The organism is Microbacterium sp. AC215, assembly GCF_979258645.1.
Genome location: NZ_OZ409869.1, coordinates 2,471,819 through 2,496,104, shown reverse-complemented (window position 1 = coordinate 2,496,104; position 24,286 = coordinate 2,471,819). Strand labels below are relative to the sequence as shown.

The 24,286-nt window shown below is 68.7% G+C and carries 23 protein-coding genes; 2 read left to right on the top strand and 21 right to left on the bottom strand.

The features are described from left to right. Positions 1 to 97: 97 nt before the first annotated feature. Entirely contained in the window at positions 98 to 925 is an 828-nt protein-coding gene (locus tag ACZZZF_RS12135) for an alpha/beta hydrolase (RefSeq protein WP_463498490.1), read from the top strand. Between the two features lie 141 nt (positions 926 to 1,066). On the opposite strand, the gene ACZZZF_RS12130 is transcribed toward ACZZZF_RS12135, so the two are convergent. From ACZZZF_RS12130 to ACZZZF_RS12090, 9 genes are all read right to left on the bottom strand, one after another. Next, positions 1,067 to 1,891: an endonuclease domain-containing protein gene (locus ACZZZF_RS12130; RefSeq protein ID WP_463498488.1), complete on the bottom strand. Its 825-nt coding sequence runs from the start codon at positions 1,889 to 1,891 to the stop codon at positions 1,067 to 1,069. A gap of 247 nt (positions 1,892 to 2,138) precedes the next feature. Further along, positions 2,139 to 2,444, bottom strand: coding sequence for a 30S ribosomal protein S14 (gene rpsN, locus ACZZZF_RS12125; RefSeq protein WP_042540535.1), 306 nt, complete (start codon positions 2,442 to 2,444; stop codon positions 2,139 to 2,141). Positions 2,445 to 2,447: 3 nt separating this feature from the next. Next, positions 2,448 to 2,618: a 50S ribosomal protein L33 gene (gene rpmG / locus ACZZZF_RS12120; RefSeq protein WP_017203558.1), complete on the bottom strand. Its 171-nt coding sequence runs from the start codon at positions 2,616 to 2,618 to the stop codon at positions 2,448 to 2,450. After that, positions 2,618 to 2,854, bottom strand: a complete 237-nt coding sequence (gene rpmB, locus ACZZZF_RS12115; RefSeq protein WP_042540533.1) for a 50S ribosomal protein L28 — start codon at positions 2,852 to 2,854, stop codon at positions 2,618 to 2,620. The genes rpmG and rpmB overlap by 1 nt, the downstream gene beginning before the upstream one ends. A 160-nt stretch (positions 2,855 to 3,014) precedes the next feature. Continuing rightward, a complete protein-coding gene (locus tag ACZZZF_RS12110; protein WP_463498485.1) occupies positions 3,015 to 5,135 on the bottom strand; it encodes an alpha-galactosidase in 2,121 nt (706 codons plus the stop codon). 63 nt (positions 5,136 to 5,198) lie between these two features. Then, positions 5,199 to 6,533, bottom strand: coding sequence for an ABC transporter substrate-binding protein (locus tag ACZZZF_RS12105; RefSeq protein WP_187249218.1), 1,335 nt, complete (start codon positions 6,531 to 6,533; stop codon positions 5,199 to 5,201). A gap of 88 nt (positions 6,534 to 6,621) precedes the next feature. Beyond that, on the bottom strand, positions 6,622 to 7,527 hold the full coding sequence (locus ACZZZF_RS12100; RefSeq protein WP_372984668.1) for a carbohydrate ABC transporter permease: 906 nt from the start codon (positions 7,525 to 7,527) through the stop codon (positions 6,622 to 6,624). Continuing rightward, entirely contained in the window at positions 7,524 to 8,453 is a 930-nt protein-coding gene (locus ACZZZF_RS12095) for a carbohydrate ABC transporter permease (protein ID WP_053098126.1), read from the bottom strand. The genes ACZZZF_RS12100 and ACZZZF_RS12095 overlap by 4 nt, the downstream gene beginning before the upstream one ends. Continuing rightward, positions 8,450 to 10,459 (bottom strand): beta-galactosidase, encoded by a 2,010-nt coding sequence (locus ACZZZF_RS12090; RefSeq protein WP_463498482.1) that lies wholly within the window; start codon positions 10,457 to 10,459, stop codon positions 8,450 to 8,452. The genes ACZZZF_RS12095 and ACZZZF_RS12090 overlap by 4 nt, the downstream gene beginning before the upstream one ends. A gap of 140 nt (positions 10,460 to 10,599) precedes the next feature. Between ACZZZF_RS12090 and ACZZZF_RS12085 the strand changes: the two genes are divergently transcribed. After that, positions 10,600 to 11,610 (top strand): LacI family DNA-binding transcriptional regulator, encoded by a 1,011-nt coding sequence (locus ACZZZF_RS12085; RefSeq protein ID WP_463498479.1) that lies wholly within the window; start codon positions 10,600 to 10,602, stop codon positions 11,608 to 11,610. Here the strand turns inward: ACZZZF_RS12085 and ACZZZF_RS12080 are convergent. The 12 genes from ACZZZF_RS12080 to ACZZZF_RS12025 form a co-directional block, all read right to left on the bottom strand. Beyond that, complete coding sequence (locus ACZZZF_RS12080; RefSeq protein ID WP_463498476.1) at positions 11,550 to 12,278, bottom strand: DNA-3-methyladenine glycosylase; 729 nt, start codon at positions 12,276 to 12,278, stop codon at positions 11,550 to 11,552. The genes ACZZZF_RS12085 and ACZZZF_RS12080 overlap by 61 nt on opposite strands. Before the next feature lie 4 nt (positions 12,279 to 12,282). After that, a complete protein-coding gene (locus ACZZZF_RS12075; protein ID WP_463498474.1) occupies positions 12,283 to 14,151 on the bottom strand; it encodes a hypothetical protein in 1,869 nt (622 codons plus the stop codon). Continuing rightward, entirely contained in the window at positions 14,141 to 14,932 is a 792-nt protein-coding gene (locus tag ACZZZF_RS12070) for a TIGR03943 family putative permease subunit (RefSeq protein ID WP_463498471.1), read from the bottom strand. The genes ACZZZF_RS12075 and ACZZZF_RS12070 overlap by 11 nt, the downstream gene beginning before the upstream one ends. Continuing rightward, positions 14,925 to 15,959 (bottom strand): permease, encoded by a 1,035-nt coding sequence (locus ACZZZF_RS12065; protein ID WP_150115130.1) that lies wholly within the window; start codon positions 15,957 to 15,959, stop codon positions 14,925 to 14,927. The genes ACZZZF_RS12070 and ACZZZF_RS12065 overlap by 8 nt, the downstream gene beginning before the upstream one ends. Beyond that, a complete protein-coding gene (locus ACZZZF_RS12060) occupies positions 15,956 to 16,372 on the bottom strand; it encodes a Fur family transcriptional regulator (protein WP_042540517.1) in 417 nt (138 codons plus the stop codon). The genes ACZZZF_RS12065 and ACZZZF_RS12060 overlap by 4 nt, the downstream gene beginning before the upstream one ends. Before the next feature lie 44 nt (positions 16,373 to 16,416). Further along, a complete protein-coding gene (locus tag ACZZZF_RS12055) occupies positions 16,417 to 17,295 on the bottom strand; it encodes a metal ABC transporter permease (RefSeq protein ID WP_463498468.1) in 879 nt (292 codons plus the stop codon). Then, entirely contained in the window at positions 17,292 to 18,146 is an 855-nt protein-coding gene (locus ACZZZF_RS12050; RefSeq protein WP_056275410.1) for a metal ABC transporter ATP-binding protein, read from the bottom strand. The genes ACZZZF_RS12055 and ACZZZF_RS12050 overlap by 4 nt, the downstream gene beginning before the upstream one ends. Next, positions 18,143 to 19,138, bottom strand: a complete 996-nt coding sequence (locus tag ACZZZF_RS12045) for a metal ABC transporter solute-binding protein, Zn/Mn family (protein WP_394195126.1) — start codon at positions 19,136 to 19,138, stop codon at positions 18,143 to 18,145. The genes ACZZZF_RS12050 and ACZZZF_RS12045 overlap by 4 nt, the downstream gene beginning before the upstream one ends. Before the next feature lie 153 nt (positions 19,139 to 19,291). After that, positions 19,292 to 20,971, bottom strand: coding sequence for a glycoside hydrolase family 13 protein (locus tag ACZZZF_RS12040; protein ID WP_463498465.1), 1,680 nt, complete (start codon positions 20,969 to 20,971; stop codon positions 19,292 to 19,294). A gap of 45 nt (positions 20,972 to 21,016) precedes the next feature. Next, positions 21,017 to 21,895 (bottom strand): carbohydrate ABC transporter permease, encoded by an 879-nt coding sequence (locus ACZZZF_RS12035; protein ID WP_053098134.1) that lies wholly within the window; start codon positions 21,893 to 21,895, stop codon positions 21,017 to 21,019. Next, positions 21,895 to 22,896 (bottom strand): carbohydrate ABC transporter permease, encoded by a 1,002-nt coding sequence (locus ACZZZF_RS12030; RefSeq protein ID WP_230100920.1) that lies wholly within the window; start codon positions 22,894 to 22,896, stop codon positions 21,895 to 21,897. The genes ACZZZF_RS12035 and ACZZZF_RS12030 overlap by 1 nt, the downstream gene beginning before the upstream one ends. Then, positions 22,893 to 24,236 carry an ABC transporter substrate-binding protein gene (locus tag ACZZZF_RS12025; protein ID WP_463498462.1) on the bottom strand — a complete coding sequence of 448 codons (1,344 nt, stop codon included), beginning with the start codon at positions 24,234 to 24,236 and terminating at the stop codon, positions 22,893 to 22,895. Before ACZZZF_RS12025 ends, ACZZZF_RS12030 begins: the two co-directional genes overlap by 4 nt. Positions 24,237 to 24,286: the final 50 nt, after the last annotated feature.

Here is a 24,286-nt window from a genome sequence, read left to right as displayed (position 1 = left end):
TCGGGTTTTCGGGAATAGGTTGCGCTAGATAGAACGTTCGGTCTACTATCAGCGTAACGCACTCGCACCGGGCGGGGCAGACACAGGAGAAGAAACGATGAACAGCACCGACAAGACCCCGATCGTCCTGATCCACGGACTCTGGATGACGCCGAAGAGCTGGGACACGTGGGCCGAGCGGTTCCGCGCGCAGGGCCACGAGGTGATCATCCCGGGATGGCCCGGGATCGACGACCGCTCCGTCGAGGACATCCGCCGCGACCCGTCGGCCCTCAAGGGGATCGGCCTGAAGCAGATCGCCGACAACTACGAGCGCATCATCCGTGCGCTTCCGGTCAAGCCGATCATCATGGGCCACTCGTTCGGCGGCGTGCTCACCCAGATGCTCGCCGACCGCGGCCTCGGCGCCGCCTACGTGGGCGTGGCCCCGGGACAGACCGCCGGCGTCACCGCACTGCCCCTCTCGACCCTGTGGACCGGAACGCCGATCCTCTCCAACCCCTTCGGCATCAACGGAGCCAAGCCGCTGTCGAAGCGCCACTTCCACTTCACGTTCGGCAACGACCTCCCCGGCGCAGCATCCGACGCCCTCTGGGAGGAGTACGCCGTGAACTCCTACAACAAGGTCTTCTTCGAGGGCGTGACCTCGGTGCTCAACGAGAAGGGCGGAGTCACCCACGTCGACTACGCACGCGCCGACCGCGCCCCGCTGCTCGTCATCACCGGAGAGATCGACCACGTCGTGCCCCCGGCCATCGGACGCGCGATCGTGAAGAAGTACCACTCGTCCGGCAGCACCGCCATCGTCGAGTACAAGGAGTATGCGGGCCGCACCCACCGTCTCGTCAGTCAGGACGGCTGGGAGGAGATCGCCGACTACGCGCTCACCTGGGCGGTGGAGCACGCGGCAGCATCCGTCGCCTGATGCGGGGCGCTGCGGCGCTTCGGAGGGCGTCTGCGATACGGAGAGCGACTCGGTGTGCGAAGGAGATCTCGCGCAGCGAAGGACTGGATGACGCATTCGGTCCTTCGCTGGGTGAGATCTCCTTCTCTGCAAGCGAGGACATCAGCCGAGATGCCTGCCCTGAGCGACAGCATCCATGATGATCGCCTGCACTTCTGGCCAGCGAGCCATGATCTGCTCGTATCCGAACCGCAGCACGTGATAGCCACGGAGCATGAGCTGTGCGTCATGCTCGATGTCAGCCGTCCGCTGTGCTCCGACGTGTGTCGCTCCGTCGATCTGAATCACCAGGCGCTCGCCGATCAGGAGGTCGACACGGTGTCCGTGCAGCCACGCCTGCTGCACCATCGCAAGACCCAACCACCGCAGCCTCGACACGAAGATCGTCTCGAGACCCGAGTCCGAGAACGGCCTGGCGGATTCGAGCAGCTCCCGGGCGGCGGGCGGCAGCTCGAATCGCGACAGCACACGCTCGTCGACGAGCCCCTTGTTGAGAGCCGACTCCCAGATCACCAGGGCGGTCTCTCTCGGCTGGCAGCGCGCCACCACGGCGAGGGTGTTGACGAGCCCGTCGACGGTGGAGTCGGGGTCGCGCTGAACCGCCGGGCGCGACCAGTGGACGACGACCTGCGACGGCACCCGCACGCGGGCGGCATTCGGGCGGGCAGCGACGTGGACGGACGATGCATTCGGCACCCACAACCCCATGCGCTCGGCTGCGGTGACGCAGGTGATGACGACCCCGCGAGTCGCGGCGCCCACGACGATCGGGTCGGCGTCGGGCAGCGCAATCCATCCTCGACGGATCGATCTCACCGCACCGAGCTCCTTCGCACGGCGCAGTGTGTGAGCGCTCACCCCGAGTGACCGAAGTCGCTCGACGCGCGCGACCCCACCCTGACGTTCGAGCTCGGTGACCGCATCCATCAGGCGATACTCCCCCGTGGTCGACTTCCGAGGCGGCCGCGCACCCGGCCCCTGTAGAGAACCGTGAACTCGGCCCCTCGGTGCAGAGCGACTGCTGCGAAGGAGATCTCATGCAACGAAGGAGCGAATGGCGCAGCATCCCCTTCTCAGCGAGAGATCCCCTTCGCAGCGAGCGCCGCAGGCCCGGGCATAGCGAAAGGGGCGAGGATCCGAAGATCCTCGCCCCTTTCGGCTTGTCTGCTGAGACTTACCAGCTGGACTTGGTGACACCGGGCAGCTCGCCACGGTGTGCCATGTCACGGAAGCGGACGCGCGAGACGCCGAACTTCGTGAGGACACCGCGGGGGCGGCCGTCGATGACGTCGCGCGAACGCACGCGAGCCGGCGACGCGTTGCGCGGCAGCTTCTGCAGGCCGACGCGTGCGGCCTCGCGGGCCTCGTCGGTGGCGTTCGGGTCGACCAGGGTCTTCTTCAGCTCGGCGCGACGCTCTGCGTAACGCTCGACGATGACCTTGCGCTGCTCGTTGCGAGCGATCTTGCTCTTCTTAGCCATTGATCAACGCTCCTCTCGGAATTCGACGTGCTGACGGATGACCGGGTCGTACTTCTTGAGCACGAGGCGGTCGGGGGTGTTGCGGCGGTTCTTCTTGGTCACGTACGTGTAGCCCGTACCTGCCGTGGAGCGCAGCTTGATGATCGGACGTACGTCCTGAGCCTTCTTGGCCATTAGAGCTTCACACCCTTCGCCTGGAGGTCCTTGACCACGTTCTCGATGCCGCGGACGTCGATCACCTTGATGCCCTTGGCGGACACGTTGAGCGTGATCTTACGACCGAGCGAAGCGACGAAATAGGTCTTCTTCTGCACGTTCGGGTCGAAGCGACGCTTCGTCCGGCGGTGCGAGTGCGAGACGTTGTGACCGAAGCCGGGAACAGCTCCTGTCACCTGGCACACTGCTGCCATGATGTGACTCCTTCTATACCGTGAGACCGGACGGTCTCACCCAAGATCCCTTGTCTGCGCGCCACCCCGCATCGCCGATCTCTCGGCCGAAGAAGGGGAAGCACGCGAACTACGCACAGGAGTGTGCGCAGACAAAGATTCAGTTTAGCACGACCCCGAGTCAGACCCGAACGACCTCGAGCAGCAGCGCCGCCCCCGGCGCGAGCAGGGGCAGGGGCACCCCGACCGCCTCGAAGAACGCGCCGGTCGCCTCGATCCCGGCATCCAGCCAGGCGGGATCCGAGACCTGATGCCGCGTCGCGGTTCCCAGCTCGTCCCGCACCCGCAGCCGGTAGCGCCCGCCGGGCTGCAGTCCGGGGATGCGGGTGCGCGGCGTGAACGCGTCGACCGACGCACCCTGCCGCACCCACGCGAACACACCGCGCGAGCCGTCGACCGCGACGACGCCGTGCAGCAGCGTCTCGTCGTCGACCTCGTCGCTGCGCACGGTGACCCCGGAGTGCAGCAGCGGCCGCAGCTCGCGATAGAGCGCCGTCCAGCGGGTCAGCGCCTCCCGCTCGTCATCCGTGCACCGCGTGATGTCCCACTCGATGCCAGCGTGCCCGAACAGCGCGGTGGCCATGCGGAACGGCAAGGATGCCGCGCGATGCGTCGTCTCGGCGACCGGCGGACCGACGTGAGACCCCACAACCTCCGGGGGCACGAGAGTGCCTGTCCAGCGCTGGATCTGCTGCCGTTCGATCGGATCGTTCGAGTCCGAGCCCCAGACGCGCTGGGTGCGCTGGAGCACCCCGAGGTCGACGCGGGCTCCGCCGCTCGCGCACGACTCGATCTCGAGAGAGGGATGCCGCTCGCGCAGCGCGTCGAGCAGGGCGTAGAAGGCGGCCGTCTGAGCATGCACGGACGCGCGGCCGGTGTGCGGCGACACCGCGGCGTGCAGGTCGCGGTTGTGGTCCCACTTGATGAAGTCGATGCCGATCTCGGAGACCAGGGCGTCGATGCGCTCCAGCAGGTGGGCCGCAGCATCCGGGTTCGCCAGGTCGAGCACCTTCTGATGCCGCCAGGTGGGCGCGTCGGGCGCGGCCTGCAGCACCCAGTCCGGATGCTGCGCGGCGAGGTCGGAGACCGGGTTCACCATCTCAGGCTCGAACCAGAGACCGAACTGCATCCCGAGACCGTGCACCTGATCGGCGAGCGGCCGCAGCCCCTCCGGCCACTTGGCGTCGTCGATGAACCAGTCGCCGAGTCCTGATCGGTCGTCGGGCCGTCCGCGGAACCATCCGTCATCGAGCACGAACCGCTCGACGCCGACGGATGCCGCAGCCTCGGCCAGCTCGATGATCTTCGCGGGGTCGTGGTCGAAGTACACGGCCTCCCAGGTGTTGAGCACGAGAGGGCGCGGCGTCGTGGGGTGTGCGGAGAACGCGCGGACGGTCTGATGCAGGCGGGCCGACACGGAGTCGAGCCCGCTCTCGCCGTAGGCGAGGAACACCCGAGGCGAGACGTACGTCTCCCCCGCGCCGAGCCGGATCTCGCCGGGCAGCAGCAGTTCTCCCCCGCCGAGCACCGCCCCGTGAACGCCGGCGCCCTCGGGAAGACGCTCGACGCCGACTTCGAGGTCCCCGCTCCACGCGACGTGCGCGGTCCACAGTTCCCCTCGGCGGAAGCCGAACCCGTCGGTGCCGATCGCGGTCAGGTACGGGGCGTCGTGGCCACCGCGACCGCGGCGCACCTGACGCAGGTGCGCTCCGTGGCGCAGGGCGCCTCGCTGTGGTCGCCGCTCGCCCGTCCAGCGTCCGGTGTGATCGAGCACCTCTGTCGCATGCGCGGGGATCGGCAGCAGGATGCGCGCGGCGAGCAGGTCGAGCGGCTCGGCAGCATCCGCCGTGCTCGTCACCGACACCCGGGCGGTGAGCACGCCGACGGCATCCAGCTCGAGATCGAGGACGACGGATGCGCCGGCCGCGGGATCCGCGAACTCCCCGCGCAGCGATGACTCCGTCGCCTTCCACCCGGTCGAGCGCAGCAGCGGCGCGCTGTGCAGCCCGCCGCGGTGCCAGGCGAGCGCCGGGGCGCCGGACCATCCGTCGGCTTCGACGGCCAGCAGCGGGACGGTGCGCGAGGCGTCGAACGAGCTGAACGTCACAGCACCGGTCGACGACACCGCGAGTGCGTCGAGGTCGGCGGTGTCGAGCGCCGCGCCCCAGTGCAGCAGTCGCGCACTCGTCGTGTCGATGACGACGCTGACGCCGGCCGAGGTCAGGTGTACGAGTTCGCTCATTGCCGCTCCAGACGAAAAGGGGGAGGCCCGCCCGTGAGCATACGGGCGGGCCTCCGAGAGGTGTTACTCCGTGACGGGGATCGATGCGGCCTTGAGCGCGTCGATGGTCGCCGTCTGGCCCTTCTCGATCGCGTCGAGCAGAGTGCCGTTGCCCGAGACCGCGGCCTTGAAGCCGTCGGACACGTCCGAGTAGGTCTGGGTCATGGTCGGGCCCCACGCGAAGTCGGGCGAGACCTGGGTGGCGGCGTCGGCGAAGACGTCGTAGATCTTCTGTCCGCCGTAGAACTCGACGCCCTCGGCGTAGACCGGCAGCTCGAGACCGGCTGTCGTGGCCGGGTAGAGGTTGGCGGCCTCGGCGAGCGCGGTCAGCGCCTCATCCGACGTGTTGAGCCACAGCGCGAACTTCGTCGCCTCGTAGACGTGCTCGCTGCCCTTGAGGACAGCGGTCGACGACCCGCCCCAGTTGCCGGCCGCGGTGCCGCCGGCCTCCCACTGCGGCAGCGGTGCGACAGCCCAGGAGCCGGCGGTGTCGGGGGCTCCGCTGGAGATCGAGTTGGCGCCCCAGACGGCGGAGTTCCAGGTCCAGACCTGACCGGAGTTGTAGGCGTTGTTCCACTCGTCGGTCCAGGCGGGAACCGTGGCGACGAGGTCGTCGTCGAGCATGCTCTGCCAGAAGTCGGCGACCGTGGTGGTCGCGTCGTCGGCCAGCGACACCGTCCAGCCCTCGTCGTCGCTCGAGAACCACTGAGCGCCGTCCTGCCAGGCGAAGCCGGCGAACTGGTTGATGTCCGACTGCGAGAAGTTGGTGATGTATCCGCCGAGGTCACGGATCTTCACGGCCGCCTCGCGGTACTCGTCCCACGTGGTGGGGATCGCGATGCCGTTCTGCTCGAAGAGGTCGGCGCGGTAGAACAGCGCCATGGGGCCGGTGTCCTGCGGAACGCCGTAGACGCCCTCGGTGCCGAGGGTGACCTGTCCCCAGGCCCAGTCGACGAACTGGTCCTCCGCGGCGACGACGTCTTCACAGGCGCTGAGGTCTTCGAGGCCGTCCTGCACGAGGAAGTTCGGCAGCGCGTCGTACTCGATCTGACCGAGGTCGGGCGCATCGCCGGCCTTGATCTGGTTGAAGAAGTTCTGGTAAGTGCCGCCGTTGCCGTTCGGGCCGGTCTGCACGTCGACCTGGATCTCGGGGTTGGCCTCGTTCCAGATCTCGACGACGTCTTCGATGCCGGGTATCCAGGAGGTGAACTCGAGCGTGACGTCGCCGTCCGCCGGGGTGCACGCGGCGGCGGCGTCGCCGCCGGTGCCGGAGCTGTCTCCGCCGGACGCCGAGCAACCGGCGAGCGCGAGTGCCGAGATGGCGATGACAGCGGCTGCCTTCATCTTCGAATGCTGCATTTCGATCCTTTCGTGGATGCGATGGGGGTGGTGCGGTAGGGATGGTGCGGTGGTGCGGGCCGTCCGGTCGGTCCGGGCGGCCGCCTGCTCACTTCAGGGCGCCGGCGCCCAGTCCGTTGCGCCAGAAGCGCTGGAGCAGGAGGAAGGTGACGATCAGCGGGATGACCGACAGCAGAGCGCCGATCAGCACGAGACCACGGAGTTCCGGCAGCTGGTTCAGCTGGTTGTTCCAGTTGTAGAGACCGAAGACGACCGGGAAGAGGTCTTCGGATCGCAGCATGATCATCGGCAGGAAGAAGTTGTTCCAGATGGCGACGAACTGGAAGAGGAACATCGTCACCAGCGCGGGCGTCATCAGTCGGATGCTGACCGTGAAGAACGTGCGGATCTCCCCCGCGCCGTCGAGCCGACTCGCCTCGAGCAGTTCGTCGGGAACGGAGGAGGCCGCGAAGATCCGCGCCAGGTAGACGCCGAACGGACTCACGATCGACGGCAGGAACACCGACCAGAACGTGTTGGTCAGCTGCGCCTGGCTGAAGATGAGGAACAGCGGCAGCGCGAGGGCCGTGGCGGGAACCAGCACTCCGCCGAGCACGATGTCGAACATCAGGTCGCGGCCCGGGAACCGGTACTTCGCGAGGGCGTAGCCGGCCATGGCGGCGAGCAGGGTCGCGATGGCACCGCCGAGCGCGGCGTAGAGCACCGAGTTCAGCAGCCAGCGCAGGTAGACGCCGTCGCGGTAGGCGAACAGCTCGGCGATGTTGTCGAGCAGGTGGAAGTCGGCGAACCACAGCGGGGCGGTGGTCAGGATGTCGCCGGTCTCCTTGCTCGACGCGACGAGCAGCCACCACAGGGGCAGCAGGAAGTAGACCGTGAACACGGCCATGATCAGCATGGCGCCGGTGCGGGAGATGCCCGACTCGCGAGCACCCTTTCCGCGCGGGGCCTGTGCGCGCGAGCCCCGACCGGGGGCGACGATCGTCATGGTGCTCATGCGTTCTGCTCCTTGCGCTGCATGTACTTCATGAATCCGAACGACAGCACGAACGTCGTCACGGCCAGCACGACCGAGAACGCGGCCGCGAGGTTGGTGTTCGGGATGGATGCCGTGGCGTAGACGGTCATGTTCGGGGTGAACGTGCTCGTGACCGCCGAGCTGAACGAACGGAAGACCTGTGGTTCGGCGAGCAGCTGCAGCGTGCCGATGATCGAGAAGATCGCGGTCATCACGATCGCCGGGCGCACCAGCGGGATCTTGATCGACCAGGCGATGCGCCACTGTCCGGCGCCGTCGAGGATGGCCGCCTCGTAGAGCTCCTGCGGGATCGAGAGCAGCGCCGAGTAGATGATCAGCATGTTGTAGCCGACGTAGACCCACGTCACGACGTTCGCGATCGACCACAGCACGAGGTCTGCCCCGAGGAAGTCGATGTTCTTGGTGATCGCGGTGAACGGCGAGAGGTTGGGCGAGAACAGCGAGCCCCACATGATCGCGGCGATGACACCGGGAACCGCATACGGCACGAAGAACGCGAGGCGGAAGAAGCGCTTGCCGCGGACGAGCGGCGAGTCCAGCAGCAGCGCGAACAGCAGGGCCAGGCCGAGCATGACCGGCACCTGCACGACGCCGAAGGTCAGCATCCGCCCCATCGATGCCCAGAAGGCCTCGTTCTGGAAGACGAGCACGTACTGCGTGAAGCCGCCGAACACCTGCTCGGCCTTGCCGAAGGTGCCGTCGCGCTCGACCACGAGCAGGGACTGCCAGAACGCGTAGGCGATGGGGACGACGTAGAACAGCGCGAACAGCACGCCGAAGGGCACGATGAGGAACGCGATGGCGCCCTTGTGCGGGATCCGTCGGCGGCGGCCCGGCGCCTTCGGCGCTGAGGCGACCGCCGGAGCGGCGAGCGTGGTGGTCATACATCCTCCTTGATGATGCGGACCGCACCGGCCGGCACCGGGCCGGTGGCGGGGGCGTCGGTGACGAGGTCGTGACCTGCGGCCGCGACCTCGGCATCCGTGGATCCGTGGTTGATGACGAACAGGAACGAGCCGGCGTCGCCGGTGCGGCGCACGATCTCGACGTCGGGTCCGGCGCCGGGGACGGGCGCGGCACCCGCGGATGCGGCGAGCCGTGCGATCAGTGCGCGGTAGTCCTCGCGAGCGGGCTGGGTGCCGAGGAACCAGGCCTCGCCCGCTCCCGTCGCGCGCCGCGTGATCGCGGGGCGTCCGGCGGCGGGGCCGTCGACGAACGACGCGATGACCTCGGCATCCGTGGCCTTCAGGCGCTCGCTCCACACTGTCGCGGTCGTGCCGTCGGTCAGGGTGACGGTCTCGTCGGGACGCAGGGGCGTGAACTCCTCCGAGCGGATGCCGAGCAGGTCGCGGAACGCGCCGGGATAGCCGCCGGTGCGCACTCTGTCTTCTTCGTCGACGATGCCGCTGAAGAAGGTGATCAGTGCTGTCGCGCCGTTCTCGACCGCGCGGGCGATCGCCGCGGCATCCGCATCGCCGATGAGGTGCAGCGCGGGGACGATCAGCAGGCGGTGGCCGTCGAGGTCGGCGCCGGGGCGCACGACGTCTGTCGTGACGCCGGCATCCGCCAGCGCGGCATGCGCGGCATGCACCTGGCCGAGGTAGGTCAGCGCCTCGCTCGGACGGCCCTCGTTCTCGGCGGCCCACCAGCTCTCCCAGGAGAAGAACAGTGCGGCGTCGGCGACGACGCGCGTCCCGGCGACCTCGCCCAGGCGATCGAGGAGTCCGCCGAGCGCGACGACCTCGCGCCACTGGTCGGAGTCCTCGCCCGCGTGCGGCACGAGTGCCGTGTGGTACTTCTCGGCGCCCTGGGTCGACGCCCGCCACTGGAAGAAGCAGATGCCGTCGGCGCCGCGCGCGATGTGGGCGGCGATGTTGCGCTGCAGCTCACCGGGAGCCTTGGCGAGGTTGTAGGGCTGCCAGTTCACTGCGCCGGTCGAGGTCTCCATGAGCAGCCACGGCGCACCCTGGGCGAGGCCGCGGGTGAGGTCGGCGGCGAACGAGAGCTCGCCTCGCGCGTCGTCGAGGCGACGGTCGAGGTAGTGGTCGTTGGCGATCAGATCCATCTCGCCCGCCCACGACCAGTAGTCGAGGTTGCGGATGTGCGCGGTGACCATGAAGTTGGTCGTCACCGGCACGTCGCTCCGCTCGCGCAGGATCGCGGCTTCGGCGCGGTAGAGCGCGAGCTGCTCGTCGGAACTGAAGCGCTGGAAGTCGAGGATCTGCCCCGGGTTGCGCAGCGAGAGGGCCTGAGCGGGCACCCGCACGTCGTCGAAGTCGCTGTAGCGCTGGCTCCAGAATGTCGTGCCCCACGCGCGGTTCAGCGCGTCGATGTCGGCGTACCGCTCGCGCAGCCAGCCACGGAAGGCCTCGGCGCTCGTGTCGCAGTAGCAGAGCGCGTTGTGGCAGCCCAGCTCGTTCGACACGTGCCAGAGCGCGACGGCCGGGTGGTCGCCGTAGCGTTCGACGACACGGGTGACGACCTCGGCGGCGTACGCGCGGAAGAGGGGCGAGCTCGGGCAGTACCCCTGACGACCGCCCTGCTGGAAGACGGTCCCGTCTTCGCCGACCGGCAGGATCTCGGGATGCTGCGCGGTGAGCCACGGTGCGGGCGAGGCCGTGCCGGTGCCGAGGTTGATGCGGATGTCCGCGGCGTGCAGCAGCGCGATGATCTCGTCGAGCGCCGCGAAGTCCCACACTCCCCTGGCGGGGTTGATCGACGACCAGCCGAAGATGTTGATCGCCACGAGACCCACGCCGGCCTGCTGCATGAGCCGCACGTCGTCGGGCCAGACGCTGCGGTCCCACTGCTCCGGGTTGTAGTCGCATCCGAAGACGAGGCCGCGCCCTGCGGAGAGGGTGGCGATGCGGTCGGACACAGCGGCGGCCATCGGTGACGCTCCTTTGCGGATCATGTGTGCACGTGCACAGTCCGCTGCGTCGAAACAGCGATCGGGGTTTCTGTGAACGTGCACACATCGTCGCATGTCGTGGCGAATCCCGTCAAGTCCGGGTCGCTAGGCTGTCGATCATGAGCACTTCGGCCCGTCGTCGCAGCACCGTGCACGATGTCGCGCGCGTCGCCGGAGTCTCCAGAGGAACCGTCAGCCGCGTGATCAACGGCGGCTACGTGTCGGACGCCGCGCGCACCGCGATCGAAGAGGCGATCCGCGAGGTCGGCTACGTGCCGAACACCGCCGCCCAGAACCTCGTGCGACAGCGCACCCAGGCCATCGCGTTCATCGTGCACGAGCCGCACGCGCTGTTCCTCGAAGACCCCAACATCGGCGCGATCATGCTCGGCACGAACGAGACTCTCTCCGAGGCGGACTACCAGATGGTCTGCCTCGTGGTCGACTCGGTGCGAGACACCGAACGCGTCGCCCGCTACCTCAACGGCGGGTTCGTCGACGGCGCTGTGATCGTCTCGGCCCGAGCGCAGGATCCGATCACCAAGGCCGTGATGCGACTCGACCTGCCTGTCGCCTACGTCGGCCACCCACCCGACGTCGATGCCGCCTGGGTCGGCGTCGACAACCGCGGCGCCGCGCAGGCCGTCACCTCACGTCTGCTGGCGACCGGTCGCACGAGGGTCGGCATGATCGCCGCCGCCCTCGACCGCGACTCGGGCACCGATCGACTCGCCGGATTCACCGACGCTCTCGGCGACGGCTTCGATCCGGACCTCGTCGAAGAGGTGCCGCTGTACTCCTACGCCGACGGAGCCGCCGCCATGAAGCGACTGCTCGACCGAGCACCCGACATCGACGGAGTCTTCGCCGCGTCCGACGCGGTGGCCGCCGGAGCGATGTGGGCGCTGCGCGAAGCGGGACGGCGTGTGCCGGATGACGTCGGCGTGGTCGGCTTCGACAACAGCACGTGGGCGACGCGCACCACCCCGCTGCTCTCGACCGTCGACCAGCCGGCCGAAGGTCTCGGGGCCGCGGCCGCGGCATCCGTCCTCGCGCAGCTGCGCGACGATCAGCGTCCGCGCGAGGGGATCATGCTGCCGACGCCCGTGGTGTGGAGAGACTCGGCCTGAGCGCCCCTCCCCCAGCGGAACGGCGAGACCGTCGGGTCGCCGGAGATCCAGAAGCGCCAGGGGAATGCCGCGGTCCCGGCGATGCCGGCCACACCGACCCTCGGCCCGGTCGCCACATCGGTTACCGGTTCGTCACGCAGCCACAGCTCGGCGCGGGCGCCCGCGAACTCCGCTCCGGTGATCGCGTCGATGCCGTCGTGGATCGGATGCCGCAGGCCCGCCGACTGGCCGAATCGACCGGGCCCCCGCGCGAGGTCGCGCAGCGCAGTCGCCGTCAGAGGGGGCGTCGCACGGCGGCGCACCGCGACGGCATCCGCCCCGTGCACCACCTCGCCCGCACGCAGCAGGATCCCGCCCGCCTGACCCTCGGGGCCCGAGACGACGTTCACGCACGAGTGGATGCCGTGACTCAGATAGACGTACAGGTGCCCCGGCTCGCCCCACATCGTCGCGTTGCGTGCGGTGCGCCCCATGCGCGCGTGCGACCCGGGGTCGGCCGCCGGTCCCGTGCCCTGCCCGTGATAGGCCTCGACCTCGGTGAGTCGGAGTCGCACCTCGGAGCCGGCCACGAGGGTGCGCAGCTCGCCGCCGAGCAGCAGCGGAGCGACCTCGACCGGCAGCCCGCTCAGCTCGGCGCGGGTCGCTCGGTGCAGGGCATCCGTCGGCATGGGCTCAGAACTGGGGGGCCGTCTGGCACCACGAGGCGTCGAAGCCGGTGAGCGCCACGATCTCGTCACCTGTGCGCAGGTCGAGCAGGTGCGTCTCGAGGTTCTCGGGAAGCGGCAGCAGCATCTGGTCGTAGGGGTTGTCGGCGAGCTCCGGCGCTATGACGACCGCGGCGTACTGGCCGCTGGGCGACGCGCAGGCCTGCAGGATCGAGTCGGTCGAATCGACCTCGACGAGCGGTGTCGCCGCACCCTCGTCGTTGACCCGGATGACCGCCTGACCGACGGGCAGACCGTTCTCGTCGCGCGACACCACGTGGCGGAGGGTGCCCCCGGGGTACGGCGTGATCGTGATCGCGGTGCCGTAGTCGGGAGTCGATGCTTCGAGCGGCACCTCCGACCCGTCAGCGAGGTTCAGCTCGACCACCGTGCCGTCGAGTCGCTCGACGATCGCCGTGTACGTGCCCCGCGAGATGCCCTGGATGGTCGTCGCGAGTCCGAGGGACTGCACTCCCGCATCGGTCGAGCGGTCGACCAGCGAGAGCGCACCGTCGAAGTCGATGAAGAGCACGGCGGAGCTGTCCGGCACGAACTGCCAGACGAAGATGTTCGCCTCCTTGCCCCCGACCTCTGTCACCACCGGTTCGTCGTCGCCGCTCAGCGATTGGGTGACGAGCACGCTGGCGCGCCCCTCCGTATCGCTGAGCTCCTTGTCGGAGTAGCTGTAGCCGACCAGACCCCCGCGGTCGGAGACCTGGATCGCCCCGACGTATCCGACACCGGGCAGCTCGAGCTCGCGCTGATCCGTCCCGTCGCGATCCATCACGAGCAGCTTCGAGCCCTCGTCCTCCTCGACCGAGACCACGAGCTGCGACGACGTCGCGCGGAAGTCATTGATCCTGTCGGCCGCGAACACGGGCTGTGCCTTCTCACCCGACAGGTCGGTGCGGAAGATCTGGTCGTTCCCGTCGGGGTCTCGGCGCAGCAGGAAGATGTGGGATGCCGGAGTCGAGAAGCTCGTCGACAGCGTGGCGCTCGGGCCGCCTCCGGCGCCGACCGCATCAGCGACCTTCACCGTGTACTCGGTGTCATCGTCGAGCGGCACGGTGAAGCGGATGCCGATGCCGCGGCCCGCGGCGTCGAGGGTGAAGGGCACGGCGGGATCGACCGTCACCTGCGATTCGTCGATCGCGGCGAGGGACTGGTTCGCGGTGAGGATGACCCGGCTGCCGGAGGTCTCGATGGCCTCGGTCGGGTCGACCTGCACCTCGGTGATGCGGGGTCCCTGGGTGAGGCTGACGACGCCGAGTCCCGCCCCCACCAGCACGAGGATGCCGAGCACAGCGCCGAGCGCCAGCAGGAACCGGCGGTCGCTCGGGGTGTCGGACTTCTCGGGCTTCGCGGGCTTCGCGGGCTTCTCCGGCTTGGCGGGCTTCTCGGGCCTGGCGGCCTTTGCGGGCTTGGCGGCCTTCGCCGGCTTGGGCTTCTTCTCGGCCTTCGGCTTCTTCTCGGCCTTCGGCTGCACCGGCGCCGGGGGCGCGTAGTCGGTCGTGGAGTGAGCCGCGAACGACGTCGTGGACTCCGCATCAGGCGGGACGAAGGTCGAACGCGTCGGCCGTTCGCCGCCGGCCCCGCGAGCCCCGCGAGCCGCAGGCGAGACGACAGGCGTGTCGGTCGCAGGAGACGTTCCGGCTCGCTCTGCCCCGCCGCCCTCGTCCGGCGATTCGGCGGTGGGTTCGGCTGCGCCGGCGTCGCTCACCGACGGCGACGGGGAATCCGCGGCAGCAGCGGCCGCTTCCGCCTCGCGGGCGGCGCGCAGCTCGGCGCGCGTGCGCGGCACCGCCGGGAGGTCGGGGCGCTCGTCGTCAGTACTCATACGGGTCCTGAGGCTCGTCGATCGCGGTGACGGTGGTGGGCTCGACGTGCAGCGAGCCGTCGGCATCCGCCTTGACCGTGCCCTCGACCTCGACCCACTGGCCGGTGTCGAACTCTCCCGCATCGATCGTCACCGGCAGCGTCGCCGGCTGCGCGTCGATCACGCAGTGCGTGATGACGAGGCGCGTGAGGTTGACGCCGTCGGCATCCGTGGGGGTGACGAAGCCGGTCAGCGTGACCGTCTTGCCGTCGTAGGCGGCGGTGTTGGTCGCCGTCGCGAACACGCTCGCCCAGTCGCCCACCCCGAAGGTCGCGGTGTCGGCGACCCCGAGGGTCACATCGTCGGCCCCGGCGAACAGCGCGGTCTGCTCTCCGACCCGCGACATCGCCAGCTCGACCGACAGCGATGCGGGCGGCAGCACGAGCGCTGCGATGACGACACCCGAAGCGACGACACCTCCGGTGACCGTGCCCACCAGGGCGAGGCTGCGGCGAGGCGACGGCTCGGCATCCGCATCCGTGCCGTGTCCGTGATCGTGTCCGTGGTCGCCTTCTTCGCCGAGCGGCAGGGTGCACGACCAGATCGCTCCGGCAAGCGTCACGACGGCCGCGGCGCAGGCGAACCACACCGACTCGGGGCTGATGTAGAGATTCAGGCGACCGGTCAGGCCGAGTCCGAGCGTGACGACCGAGATCACCGTGGCGAGACCGATGCCGAGCCAGCGGGTGCCCAGGCCACGGGCGCGCGAGCGGGCCTGCGTGGGGTGCGCGTGATCAGACAAGGACGTTCACCCCGATCCCGATCGCGAAGGCGGCGAACAGCACCACGCCGACGATCCCGACGAGGGTGCGGGTGGTGAAGGTCGTGCGCATGAGGGCGAGCATCTTCACGTCGACGAGCGGGCCGACGAGCAGGAACGCCACGAGCGCGCCCGACGAGAAGGTGGAGGCGAACGACAGGGCGAAGAAGGCGTCGACGTTCGAGCAGATCGCGACGGTCATCGCGAGGGCCATCATCGCCAGGATGGACAGCACCGGGTTCGAGCCGATCGCCAGCAGCACCTCGCGCGGGATCAGCACCTGCACCGCTCCGGCGAGCGCCGATCCGATCACGAGCGCGGGCATCACGGCGCGCAGCTCGACGAGGAACTGCGTGAGGCTGCGGCGCACCGGTGTGCCGTGCTCGTGCGTGACGCGGTCGCAGGTGTCGATGAACCGCTGGGTGAGCAGCGAGTCGGGCGAGGGGTGGCGGCTGTAGATCCAGCCGATGAGGTTGGCGATCAGGTATCCGCCGATGAGACGGGCCACCAGGATGCCGTCATCGAAGCCGAATGCCGCGTGCGTGGTCAGGATCACGATCGGGTTCACGATCGGGGCGGCGATCAGGAACGTCAGCGCCTCGGCGGGTGCGAGCCCGCGCATCATGAGACCGCGGGCGAAGGGCACGTTGCCGCACTCGCACACCGGGATGAGCATGCCGAGCAGCGACAGCACCGCACGCCGCGCCCATGCGCGCTTCGGCAGCCAGCGGTGGATGACGTCGGCGGGCAGCCACACCTGGACGACGATCGACAGCAGCACGCCGAGGATCACGAACGGCAGCGCCTCGATGAGCACGCTCAGGGCGAGGGTCAGTCCGTCCTGAGCCCTGCTGGGCAGGCTCGCGGTGAAGAGCGACGGAAGGAACCGGTCGATCAGGAAGAGCGCGAGCACGATCGCGGCGCCGAGGCCGACCCCGATCCACGGCGAGCGCGGCGATCGGGAGGGCCGGTGCGAGTGCACCGTCCGTGGAGCGGCCTGGGTGGTCACGCGTTCGCTGCCTCTTCGGCGTCCCGCTTGTTGGTGCAGGAGGCGCACAGCCCGAAGATGTCGACCACGTGCGCGGCATCCGTGAAGCCATGGAGGGCCGCGGTGCGGTGCGCCCACTGCTCGACGTCGGTCGCCTCGATCTCGACCGTGAGTCCGCAGTTGCGACAGATCAGGTGGTGGTGGTGGCCCTGCGTCGTGCAGGCGCGGTAGAGCGCCTCGCCTTCGGGGCTCTGCAGCGAGTCGGCGTCGCCGGCTGCGGCGAGTCCGGCCAGGGCCCGATAGACCGTGGCGAGGCCGATGCCGGTGTTGTCGTCGCGGAGCGAGGCATGCAGATTCTGCGCGCTGACGAATCCTCGCGCGTCGGCGAGGGCTTCGCGCACGCGATCGCGCTGCCAGGTGTTCCGCTGAGCCATACCCACGATTCTAGGCGCGCCGCCCTTGCCGGGCCCTGGGAACGTCAGGCCCGCACGCGGCGCACGCCGCCTCGGGCGCGCTGGATGATCCAGCACACGACGTAGATCGTGAACGACAGGGTCGTGATGTACGGACTCACCGGCAGCGTGCCCGCGAGGGCGAGCAGGATGCCGCCGACGGCCGACACGAACCCGAAGAGCGCCGCGAGCAGAGGCACCGCGACCGGCCCGGCCGAGACGCGCATGGCGGCCGCCGCGGGAGTCACGAGCAGCGCCATCACGAGCAGGGCGCCGATGATGTGCACGCTGACCGCGACGATCAGACCGAGCAGCACCATGAAGAGCAGGCTCACCGCGCGGGTCGGCACACCGCGGGCCGCGGCCGACTCGGGGTCGAGCGAGTCGAAGCGCACCGGGTTCCACATGAGCAGCAGCCCGAGCAGCACGACGATGCTGATGCCGAGCAGCCAGCCGAGGTCGGGGCTCGAGACCGAGACGATCTGTCCGGTCAGCAGACTGAAGCGGTTGGCGCTGCGCCCGTCGTAGAGCGACAGGAAGAGGATGCCGAGGCCGAGGCCGAACGGCATGAGCACCCCGACGATCGAATTGCGATCTCGGGCCTTGGCCCCCAGGACGCCGATCAGGATCGCCGCCACGAGCGCACCGCCGAGGGATCCGACGACCACGCTGCCCCCGAAGAGCAGCGCTGCGGCGGCACCCGCGAACGAGAGCTCGCTGACGCCGTGCACCGCGAACGCGAGGTCGCGCTGCATCACGAAGACGCCGATCAGTCCGCCGACGATGCCGAGCACCGCACCCGCGATGATCGAGTTCGCGAGCAGGGCGACGAGCTCGCCGTAGTCCTGGAACGAGAACACGTCACTCCAGTCGACCGCAGGCACGATGCCGGTGATGACGGTCATGCGGCACCTCCGTGGTCGTGGTCGTGGTCGTGCAGGTGGTGGGGCTCGGCATCCGGCACCCCGACGACGACGAGTCGGTCGCCGGCGCGCAGCACGAACACCGGGGTGCCGTAGAGCTCGGTGAGCACGCGGGTCTGCAGCACCTCTTCGGGGGTGCCGAGCACGAAGCGACCGCCGGCGATGTAGAGGATGCGATCGACGCGGCCGAGGATCGGGTTGATGTCGTGGGTGACGAACAGCACGGCGGCGCGGCGATCGCGACGCTGGCGGTCGATGATGTCGGTGATCGCGACCTGGTTCGCGAGATCGAGGTTCGACAGCGGCTCGTCGCACAGCAGCAGGGCGGGTTCGTCGGCGAGCGCCTGACCGACGCGCAGTCGCTGCTGCTCACCGCCCGACAGGAGGCCGACCCGGCGGTCGGCGTAGTGCGCGGCTCCGACCGAGGCGAGCAGCTGATCGACCTTGGCCTTGTCGCCGCGGTGCGGGATCGGGAAGCCGAAGCGGCTGCCCTGCACACCGAGCGCCACGAGGTCGCGGGCCCGCATGCTCGTGTCGGGAGCCAGCGAGCGCTGCTGCGGGATGTATCCGATGCGCGGGTTGCCCTTGCGCACCGGCCCGCCGGCGACCGAGATCTCGCCGGCCGACAGCGGCTGCAGGCCCAGGATGCTGCGCAGCAGCGTGGTCTTGCCCGAACCCGACGGTCCGAGCACGGCGATGAACTCCCCGGGCTCGACGGTCAGGTCGAGGCCCGACCACAGTTCCCGGTCACCGCGCTGGAGGGCGGCTCCCCTCACCTCGAGCACGGGGTTCGACTTCTCGGCTCCTGCCCGCGCGTCGGCGGCGGCGCTCACGACTGGAGCGCGTCGGCGAGGCTCTGGATCGCGTCACTCATCCACTCAGAGTACGACGATCCTTCGGGCAGCAGCTCCGTGAACGCGACGAGAGGGATGCCGGCGGCGGTCGCGGCATCCTCGACGCGCTGCGTCTCGGCCCCGCCGGTCTGCGCATTGGTGAGCACGGCTGCCACGTCGCCGCTGTCGACGACGTTCAGGGTCTCGAGCAGGGTCGCGGGGGCGACATCGCTGCCCTCCTCGACCGACTCCGCGAATCCCTCGGGGGTCACATCGGTGAGTCCGGCGGCGGTGGCGATGTAGCCGGGCAGCGGCTCGGTGATGATCACATCGGCGCCGGCGGCATCCGTCTTGAGGGTCTCGAGGTCGGCTTCGAAGCCCTCGAGGTCGGCGACGATGTCCTCGGCGTTGGCGGTGAACTCCGCCTCGCCGTCGGGGTCGATCGCGGCAAGCTCATCGGCGATCGCCTCGACCACGTGGATCATCGTGTGCGGGTCGAACCAGACGTGCTCGTTGAAGCCCTCGATGTGATTGTGGCCCTCATGCCCCTCTTCACCCTCGGCGTGGTCGTGATCGTGCTCTTCCTCGGTCGCGCCCTCCTCATCGGAGTGACCCTCGTTGCCCGGGAAATCGTGCGAGAACTCGACGGCGGTGACGATGTGCGGGTCCTGGGCATCCTGCAGCAGGGTGTCGATGAAGCCGTCGTAGCCGCCGCCGTTCTCGATCACGAGGTCGGCCTTCTGCACCGTCAGGCGGTCACGGGCCGAGGCCTCGTACGAGTGCGGGTCCTGCGTGGCCGAGGTGATGATCGAGGTCACGTCGACGCGGTCGCCACCGATCTGCTCGGCGAGCGAACCGTAGACATTGGTGCTCGCGACGACCGTCACCGCTCCGCCGTCGCCGCCCTCTCCCGCAGCGGGGGTGGTCGAGCATCCGGCCAGCGAGAGTGCGGCGACGGATGCGAGGGCGAGGGCGACGAACGGCTTCTTCATGCCCCCCACTCTAAACGCTAATGAGAACCATTATCAAATCGGTGGGCTGGGGTGGCACTCTTCACGATCGATTGCAGGGGCGACGCACGGATGCAGGACGAGGAACCGTGTTCTCGCCCTGCATCCGTGCTTTCGTCCTGCAATCAGACCGGCTCAGCCGAGGAGACCCGGCGCGATCCACACGGTCGAGTCCGCCGGGACCGCCCCGTCGACCACCGTGCCGAGGACGACATCGGCGGAATCCGCTCCGAGGTCGAACGGCTCGGTGCCGAAGTTCGTCACGATCTGCCAGCCGTTCGGGCGAGCGAAGCGCAGCACATCGGGCCGGCCGGTCTCGATCCACTCCAGGCTCTCCTCGGTCTGCAGCTCGTGCCGCAGCCGCAGCGCCTCCCGGTAGAGCGAGAGCGTCGACGACGGATCGGCGGCCTCGACATCGACCGCGGACTCGGCGAACCACGCGGGCTGCGGCAGGTGCGCCTCGGCGGATCCGAAGCCGAACGACGGTCCGGATGCGGTCCAGGGCAGCGGCACGCGGCATCCGTCCCGTCCCAGTCCGTCGAAGACGGCACCACGGAAGAACGCCGGGTCCTGACGCTGCTCGGGCGCGACGTCGGCGACCTCGTGGAGGCCGAGCTCCTCGCCCTGATACAGGTAGGTGCTGCCGGGGAGCCCGAGCAGCAGCAGCGTCGCAGCGTGCGCTCGGCGAAGACCCGCCTCGCGATCGAGCTGATCCTCCGGCCCGCCGGCCGCGACCCACTCGACCCCTTGCTTCACTCCGGCGCGCCCCTCGAGCGGCGCGAGACCGTAGCGCGTCGCGTGGCGGGTGACGTCATGGTTCGACAGCACCCACGTCGTCGACGACCCGGTGGCCTCGGACTGCGCGAGGTTGTCGGTGATGACCGTGCGGAACTGCGTCGCGTCGAAGTCGGCGACCAGCAGGTCGAAGTTGAATGCCTGCCCGAGCCCCTCGGCCGAGGCATACCGTGCGCGGCGCTCGGGAGTGCTGACCCAGGCTTCGGCCACGGCGGTGCGGGGCGGGTCGTACTCGTTGAAGACCCGGCGCCACTCGGCGTAGATCTCGTGCACGTCGTCGCGGTCGTGCAGCGGATGGTTGCCGTCGTGCGGGAGCAGCTCGAGATCGGCGGTGCTGGGCAGCGGCTCGGTCAGATCCTTCGTCAGCATGTGGGCGACATCGATGCGGAAGCCGTCGACCCCGCGGTCCGACCAGAAGCGCAGCGTCGTCAGGAAGTCCTCGCGCACCTCCGGGTGGTCCCAGTTGAAGTCGGGCTGCTCGGGGGCGAAGCTGTGCAGGTACCACTGGCCGTCATCGACCCGCTCCCACGCCGATCCGCCGAACGCGGCGGTCCAGTCTGTCGGCGGCTCCGCGCCGTCGGGACCGGATCCCTCACGGAAGATGTACCGCTCGCGGGCCGCCGAGCCGCGGCCTGCGGCGAGCGCCTCCTGGAACCACTCGTGCAGGTCGGACGAATGGTTCGGCACGATGTCGACCACGACGCGGATGCCGCGCTCGTGCAGCGCCGCGACCATGTCGTCGAAGTCGTCGAGCGTGCCCAGGCGCGGATCGACGTCGCGGTAGTCGGCCACGTCGTAGCCCCCGTCTGCCAGGGCCGACGGATAGAACGGGCTGAGCCACACGGCGTCGATGCCGAGGTCGCGCAGGTAGTCGGCCCGCGAGACGATGCCAGGGATGTCACCGAGGCCGTCGCCGTTCGCATCGGCGAAGCTGCGGGGGTAGATCTGGTAGACGGCGGCCTGGCGCCACCATGCGGCCGTCGTGTCGTCGCGGGTCTCGGTGAGAAGCGCATCGGTCATGAGGGGTGTTGCTCCTTCGTGTTGCGGTCTGGGGTGTGCGACGTGTCAGCCCTTGACGGCGCCCTGTGTGACGCCCTCCATGACGAAGCGCTGCGTGAACAGGTAGGCCAGGATCGCCGGGGCCATCGCCATGAGGTACGAGGCGAACGACACGTTGTAGTTGTTGCTGAACTGGGTCTGGAAGAGGTTCTGCCGCACCGGCAGCGTCTGCAGCGCGGGATCGGAGATGATCAGCGACGGCATCATGAAGTCGTTCCAGGCGTAGAGGAAGGCGAAGATGCCGACCGTCGCGCTCATCGGCGCCAGCAGCGGGAAGATCAGCTGCCAGAACGTCTGCCAGGTGGTGGCGCCGTCGATGCGGGCGCTCTCTTCGAGCTCGATCGGGATCGACCGCAGGAACGCGGTGAACAGCAGCACGCTGAAGCTCAGCTGGAACATCGTCGCGAGGATGATCACGCCGAACGGGTTGTCGAGTCCCACCCAGCCGGTCAGCTGGATCTGCGGCAGCGCCACCACGGGGAACGGGATGAACATCGCGGCGAGCAGGTAGAAGAACGACCAGCGGAACAGGCGGTGGTCCCAGTTGCGGACGATCGCGTACGACGCGAAGGCCGCGAGCACGATCGTCGCGATCACGGTGCCGGCCGTGACCAGCAGCGAGATCCCCGCGCCGACCGGGAACTTCGTGAGATTCCAGGCCTCGACGAACCCGTCGATGCTGAAGGGCGCCGGCAGCGAGAACGCGTTGCCGTCGACCGCCTGACCCGTGGTCTTGAACGCCATCGAGATCGTGACGTACAGCGGCAGCAGCACGGTGACGGCACACAGGATCAGGATGATCGTGCCCGACCAGTTGACGCGCTCCATGCGGACGCGCGGCTTCTTGCCCGAGGTGGGGATGGTGGTGAGTGTCTGCGTCGACATCAGAGTGCGTTCCTTCCGCGGGTCAGCGAGAGCTGCAGCAGGGAGATGAGCACGGCGACGATGAAGAAGATCGTCGCGTTGGCCATCTGGTAGGCGTAGTCGCCGCCGTTGAAGCCCGCGATGATCGTCATCGCGACGCTGCGGGTGGCGGTGCCGGGACCGCCGTTGGTGAGGCCGACGATGATGTCGTAGGCGTTGAGGAAGCCCTTGAAGCCCAGGATCACGTTGATCACCACGTACCCCGCGACGAGCGGAAGCGTGATGCGGAAGAGCTGCTGCCTCTTGTTCGCTCCGTCGATGCTGGCTGCTTCGTAGACCTCGCCCGGCACCGAGAGCAGGCCGGCGATGTAGATGAGCAGTGTGCCCGGAACCGCCTGCCACGCGGTGACGATGACGATGGCCACCCACGCGAGATCGGGATTCGCGAGCAGACTGGTCGAGAGCCACGGGATGCCGGTGGCGGCGCCCGCGGCAGGGATCGAGTTCGAGAACAGGAAGTTGAAGACGTAGGCGATGATGATGCCCGAGATCACCATGGGGATCACGAAGATCGTGCGCAGCCCCGTCTTGAACCGGATGCGGGAGGTCAGCCCGACCGCCAGCAGGAACGCGATCACGTTGACGACGATCACCGTGGCGATCGAGAAACCGAACGTGAACAGGTAGCTCTGCAGGATGGCCGGGTCGCTGAACATCGCGATGTAGTTGGTCAGCCCGTTGAAGCTCCACTCGCCGATGCCGATCGAGTCGGTGAAGCTGAAGAAGATGCCCATGATGCCGGGCACGGTGATCGCGAGCGTGAAGATGACCAGCGTCGGCAGCAGGAACAGGTAGTAGATCGGCTCGACCTTGCGGGTGCGGCGACCGAGCTTGCGGGTGCCTCCCGTGATGATCGCCGTGGTGTCGGTCGTGGGGGTGTTGGGCTTCGTGATCGTGCCCGCCGTCGGCCTCGACGACGAGGGGTTGGGGGCTGCCGGGTTGGGCAGAGCGGTGTTCGTCATGGCGTGGACTCCTCTGTCTCGCCGGATGCTGAGTCCTCACCGGAGGCGTTGTCCTGGGTCGACGGGATGGGAGCGCGGAACGCGATCCTCGCCCAGTCGGCATCCATGGTGCGCAACGTGGAGGTCGGGGACGCGCCCAGCACCATCGCCTGCGCGTAGTTGAAGACCGGCAGGGTTCGGGGCACGAGCACCGAGGGTCCCTGATAGATCTGGCCGTTGTCGTAGTACTCGATCATTCCCTCGATCCGAGGGTCGTCCGGGGCCGGTGCGTCCTTCGTCGGGGTGAACCCGAGCTGCGACGCGTTGTAGGCCTCGATGTTCTCGGGCTGGAACAGGTACTCGAGGAAGTCACCTGCTGCCTCCTGGTGCTGCGACCCCTCGGGGATCATCGCGGCGAGGTCCATGTTGACGCGCACGCCGAGGTCGGCGGGATCGTCGGTCATCGGCAGCGGGAAGGTGCCGAGGTCGAGGTCGGGAGCCGTCTTCTCGATCTCGCTGAACGCCCACGGCCCCTGCAGGTACATCGCCGCCTCGCCCTTGCCGAATGCGAGATTGCCGTCGCCGTATCCGCGGCTCGCGGCATCCGCGTTGGTGTACTCGGTCGCGAGGGTCATCATGCGGTCCATGGGCTCGGCGAAGTCCTTCTCGAACGACACCTCGGAGTCGGGACCGACCTCGGTACCCTCCTCCGCGAGGGTGTCGAAGAAGTCGATCACGTCGACCGAGCCGCCGGCGGTGTAGTCGTACCAGCCCTGCGCGACGGTCCAGTCGTCCTTGAAGGTGGCGTAGAAGGGGTCGATCCCCGCCTGCTTCAGCTGATCGCACACGGCGAGCAGCTCGTCCCACGTCCGCGGGACCTCGAGGCCCTGCTCGTCGAAGATCTGCTTGTTGTAGATGACCGACGCGCCCATCACCGAGTACGGCAGCGCGCTCGTGCGCCCCTCGCACGAGCCGTACTGCTCCATGAGCGGCTGCAGGTCGTCGCGGATGGTCGAGGCGGCCTCGGTGTCGGAGAGATCCGTGAGCGCGCAGCGCTGCACGAACCGGGCGATCTCGTAGTTGTAGTTGGCCAGCATGATGTCCGGCGGGTTGCCGCGCACGAAGCTCGCCGACACGACGTCGACACCCGAGGTGTCGATCTCGACGCGCACCTTGTCCTGCGAGGAGTTGTACTCGGCGACGAGCTCTGTCATGAACTCGATCGCCTCGCGTTTGCTGAACGTGAAGCGGATGGTCTCGGTTCCGCCGGCCGTCGAGCAGCCGGTCAGAGCCGCTCCGACCAGGGCGAGCGCGGCCGCACCGGCCACCAGCTGCGCCGGGCGTGGGGGTTTCACAGACACCGTCGTCCTTTCGTCCTGTAGATCCGCAGACTAAATCTAGTGAGCGAATT

Bases quoted from the DNA above. Each gene is read 5' to 3' on its own strand.
- ACZZZF_RS12135 (WP_463498490.1), top strand. From the start codon at position 98: ATGAACAGCACCGACAAGACCCCGATCGTCCTGATCCACGGACTCTGG.
- ACZZZF_RS12130 (WP_463498488.1), bottom strand. From the start codon at position 1,891: ATGGATGCGGTCACCGAGCTCGAACGTCAGGGTGGGGTCGCGCGCGTC.
- rpsN (WP_042540535.1), bottom strand. From the start codon at position 2,444: ATGGCTAAGAAGAGCAAGATCGCTCGCAACGAGCAGCGCAAGGTCATC.
- rpmG (WP_017203558.1), bottom strand. From the start codon at position 2,618: ATGGCCAAGAAGGCTCAGGACGTACGTCCGATCATCAAGCTGCGCTCC.
- rpmB (WP_042540533.1), bottom strand. From the start codon at position 2,854: ATGGCAGCAGTGTGCCAGGTGACAGGAGCTGTTCCCGGCTTCGGTCAC.
- ACZZZF_RS12110 (WP_463498485.1), bottom strand. From the start codon at position 5,135: ATGAGCGAACTCGTACACCTGACCTCGGCCGGCGTCAGCGTCGTCATC.
- ACZZZF_RS12105 (WP_187249218.1), bottom strand. From the start codon at position 6,533: ATGCAGCATTCGAAGATGAAGGCAGCCGCTGTCATCGCCATCTCGGCA.
- ACZZZF_RS12100 (WP_372984668.1), bottom strand. From the start codon at position 7,527: ATGAGCACCATGACGATCGTCGCCCCCGGTCGGGGCTCGCGCGCACAG.
- ACZZZF_RS12095 (WP_053098126.1), bottom strand. From the start codon at position 8,453: ATGACCACCACGCTCGCCGCTCCGGCGGTCGCCTCAGCGCCGAAGGCG.
- ACZZZF_RS12090 (WP_463498482.1), bottom strand. From the start codon at position 10,459: ATGGCCGCCGCTGTGTCCGACCGCATCGCCACCCTCTCCGCAGGGCGC.
- ACZZZF_RS12085 (WP_463498479.1), top strand. From the start codon at position 10,600: ATGAGCACTTCGGCCCGTCGTCGCAGCACCGTGCACGATGTCGCGCGC.
- ACZZZF_RS12080 (WP_463498476.1), bottom strand. From the start codon at position 12,278: ATGCCGACGGATGCCCTGCACCGAGCGACCCGCGCCGAGCTGAGCGGG.
- ACZZZF_RS12075 (WP_463498474.1), bottom strand. From the start codon at position 14,151: ATGAGTACTGACGACGAGCGCCCCGACCTCCCGGCGGTGCCGCGCACG.
- ACZZZF_RS12060 (WP_042540517.1), bottom strand. From the start codon at position 16,372: ATGGCTCAGCGGAACACCTGGCAGCGCGATCGCGTGCGCGAAGCCCTC.
- ACZZZF_RS12055 (WP_463498468.1), bottom strand. From the start codon at position 17,295: ATGACCGTCATCACCGGCATCGTGCCTGCGGTCGACTGGAGTGACGTG.
- ACZZZF_RS12045 (WP_394195126.1), bottom strand. From the start codon at position 19,138: ATGAAGAAGCCGTTCGTCGCCCTCGCCCTCGCATCCGTCGCCGCACTC.
- ACZZZF_RS12040 (WP_463498465.1), bottom strand. From the start codon at position 20,971: ATGACCGATGCGCTTCTCACCGAGACCCGCGACGACACGACGGCCGCA.
- ACZZZF_RS12035 (WP_053098134.1), bottom strand. From the start codon at position 21,895: ATGTCGACGCAGACACTCACCACCATCCCCACCTCGGGCAAGAAGCCG.
- ACZZZF_RS12030 (WP_230100920.1), bottom strand. From the start codon at position 22,896: ATGACGAACACCGCTCTGCCCAACCCGGCAGCCCCCAACCCCTCGTCG.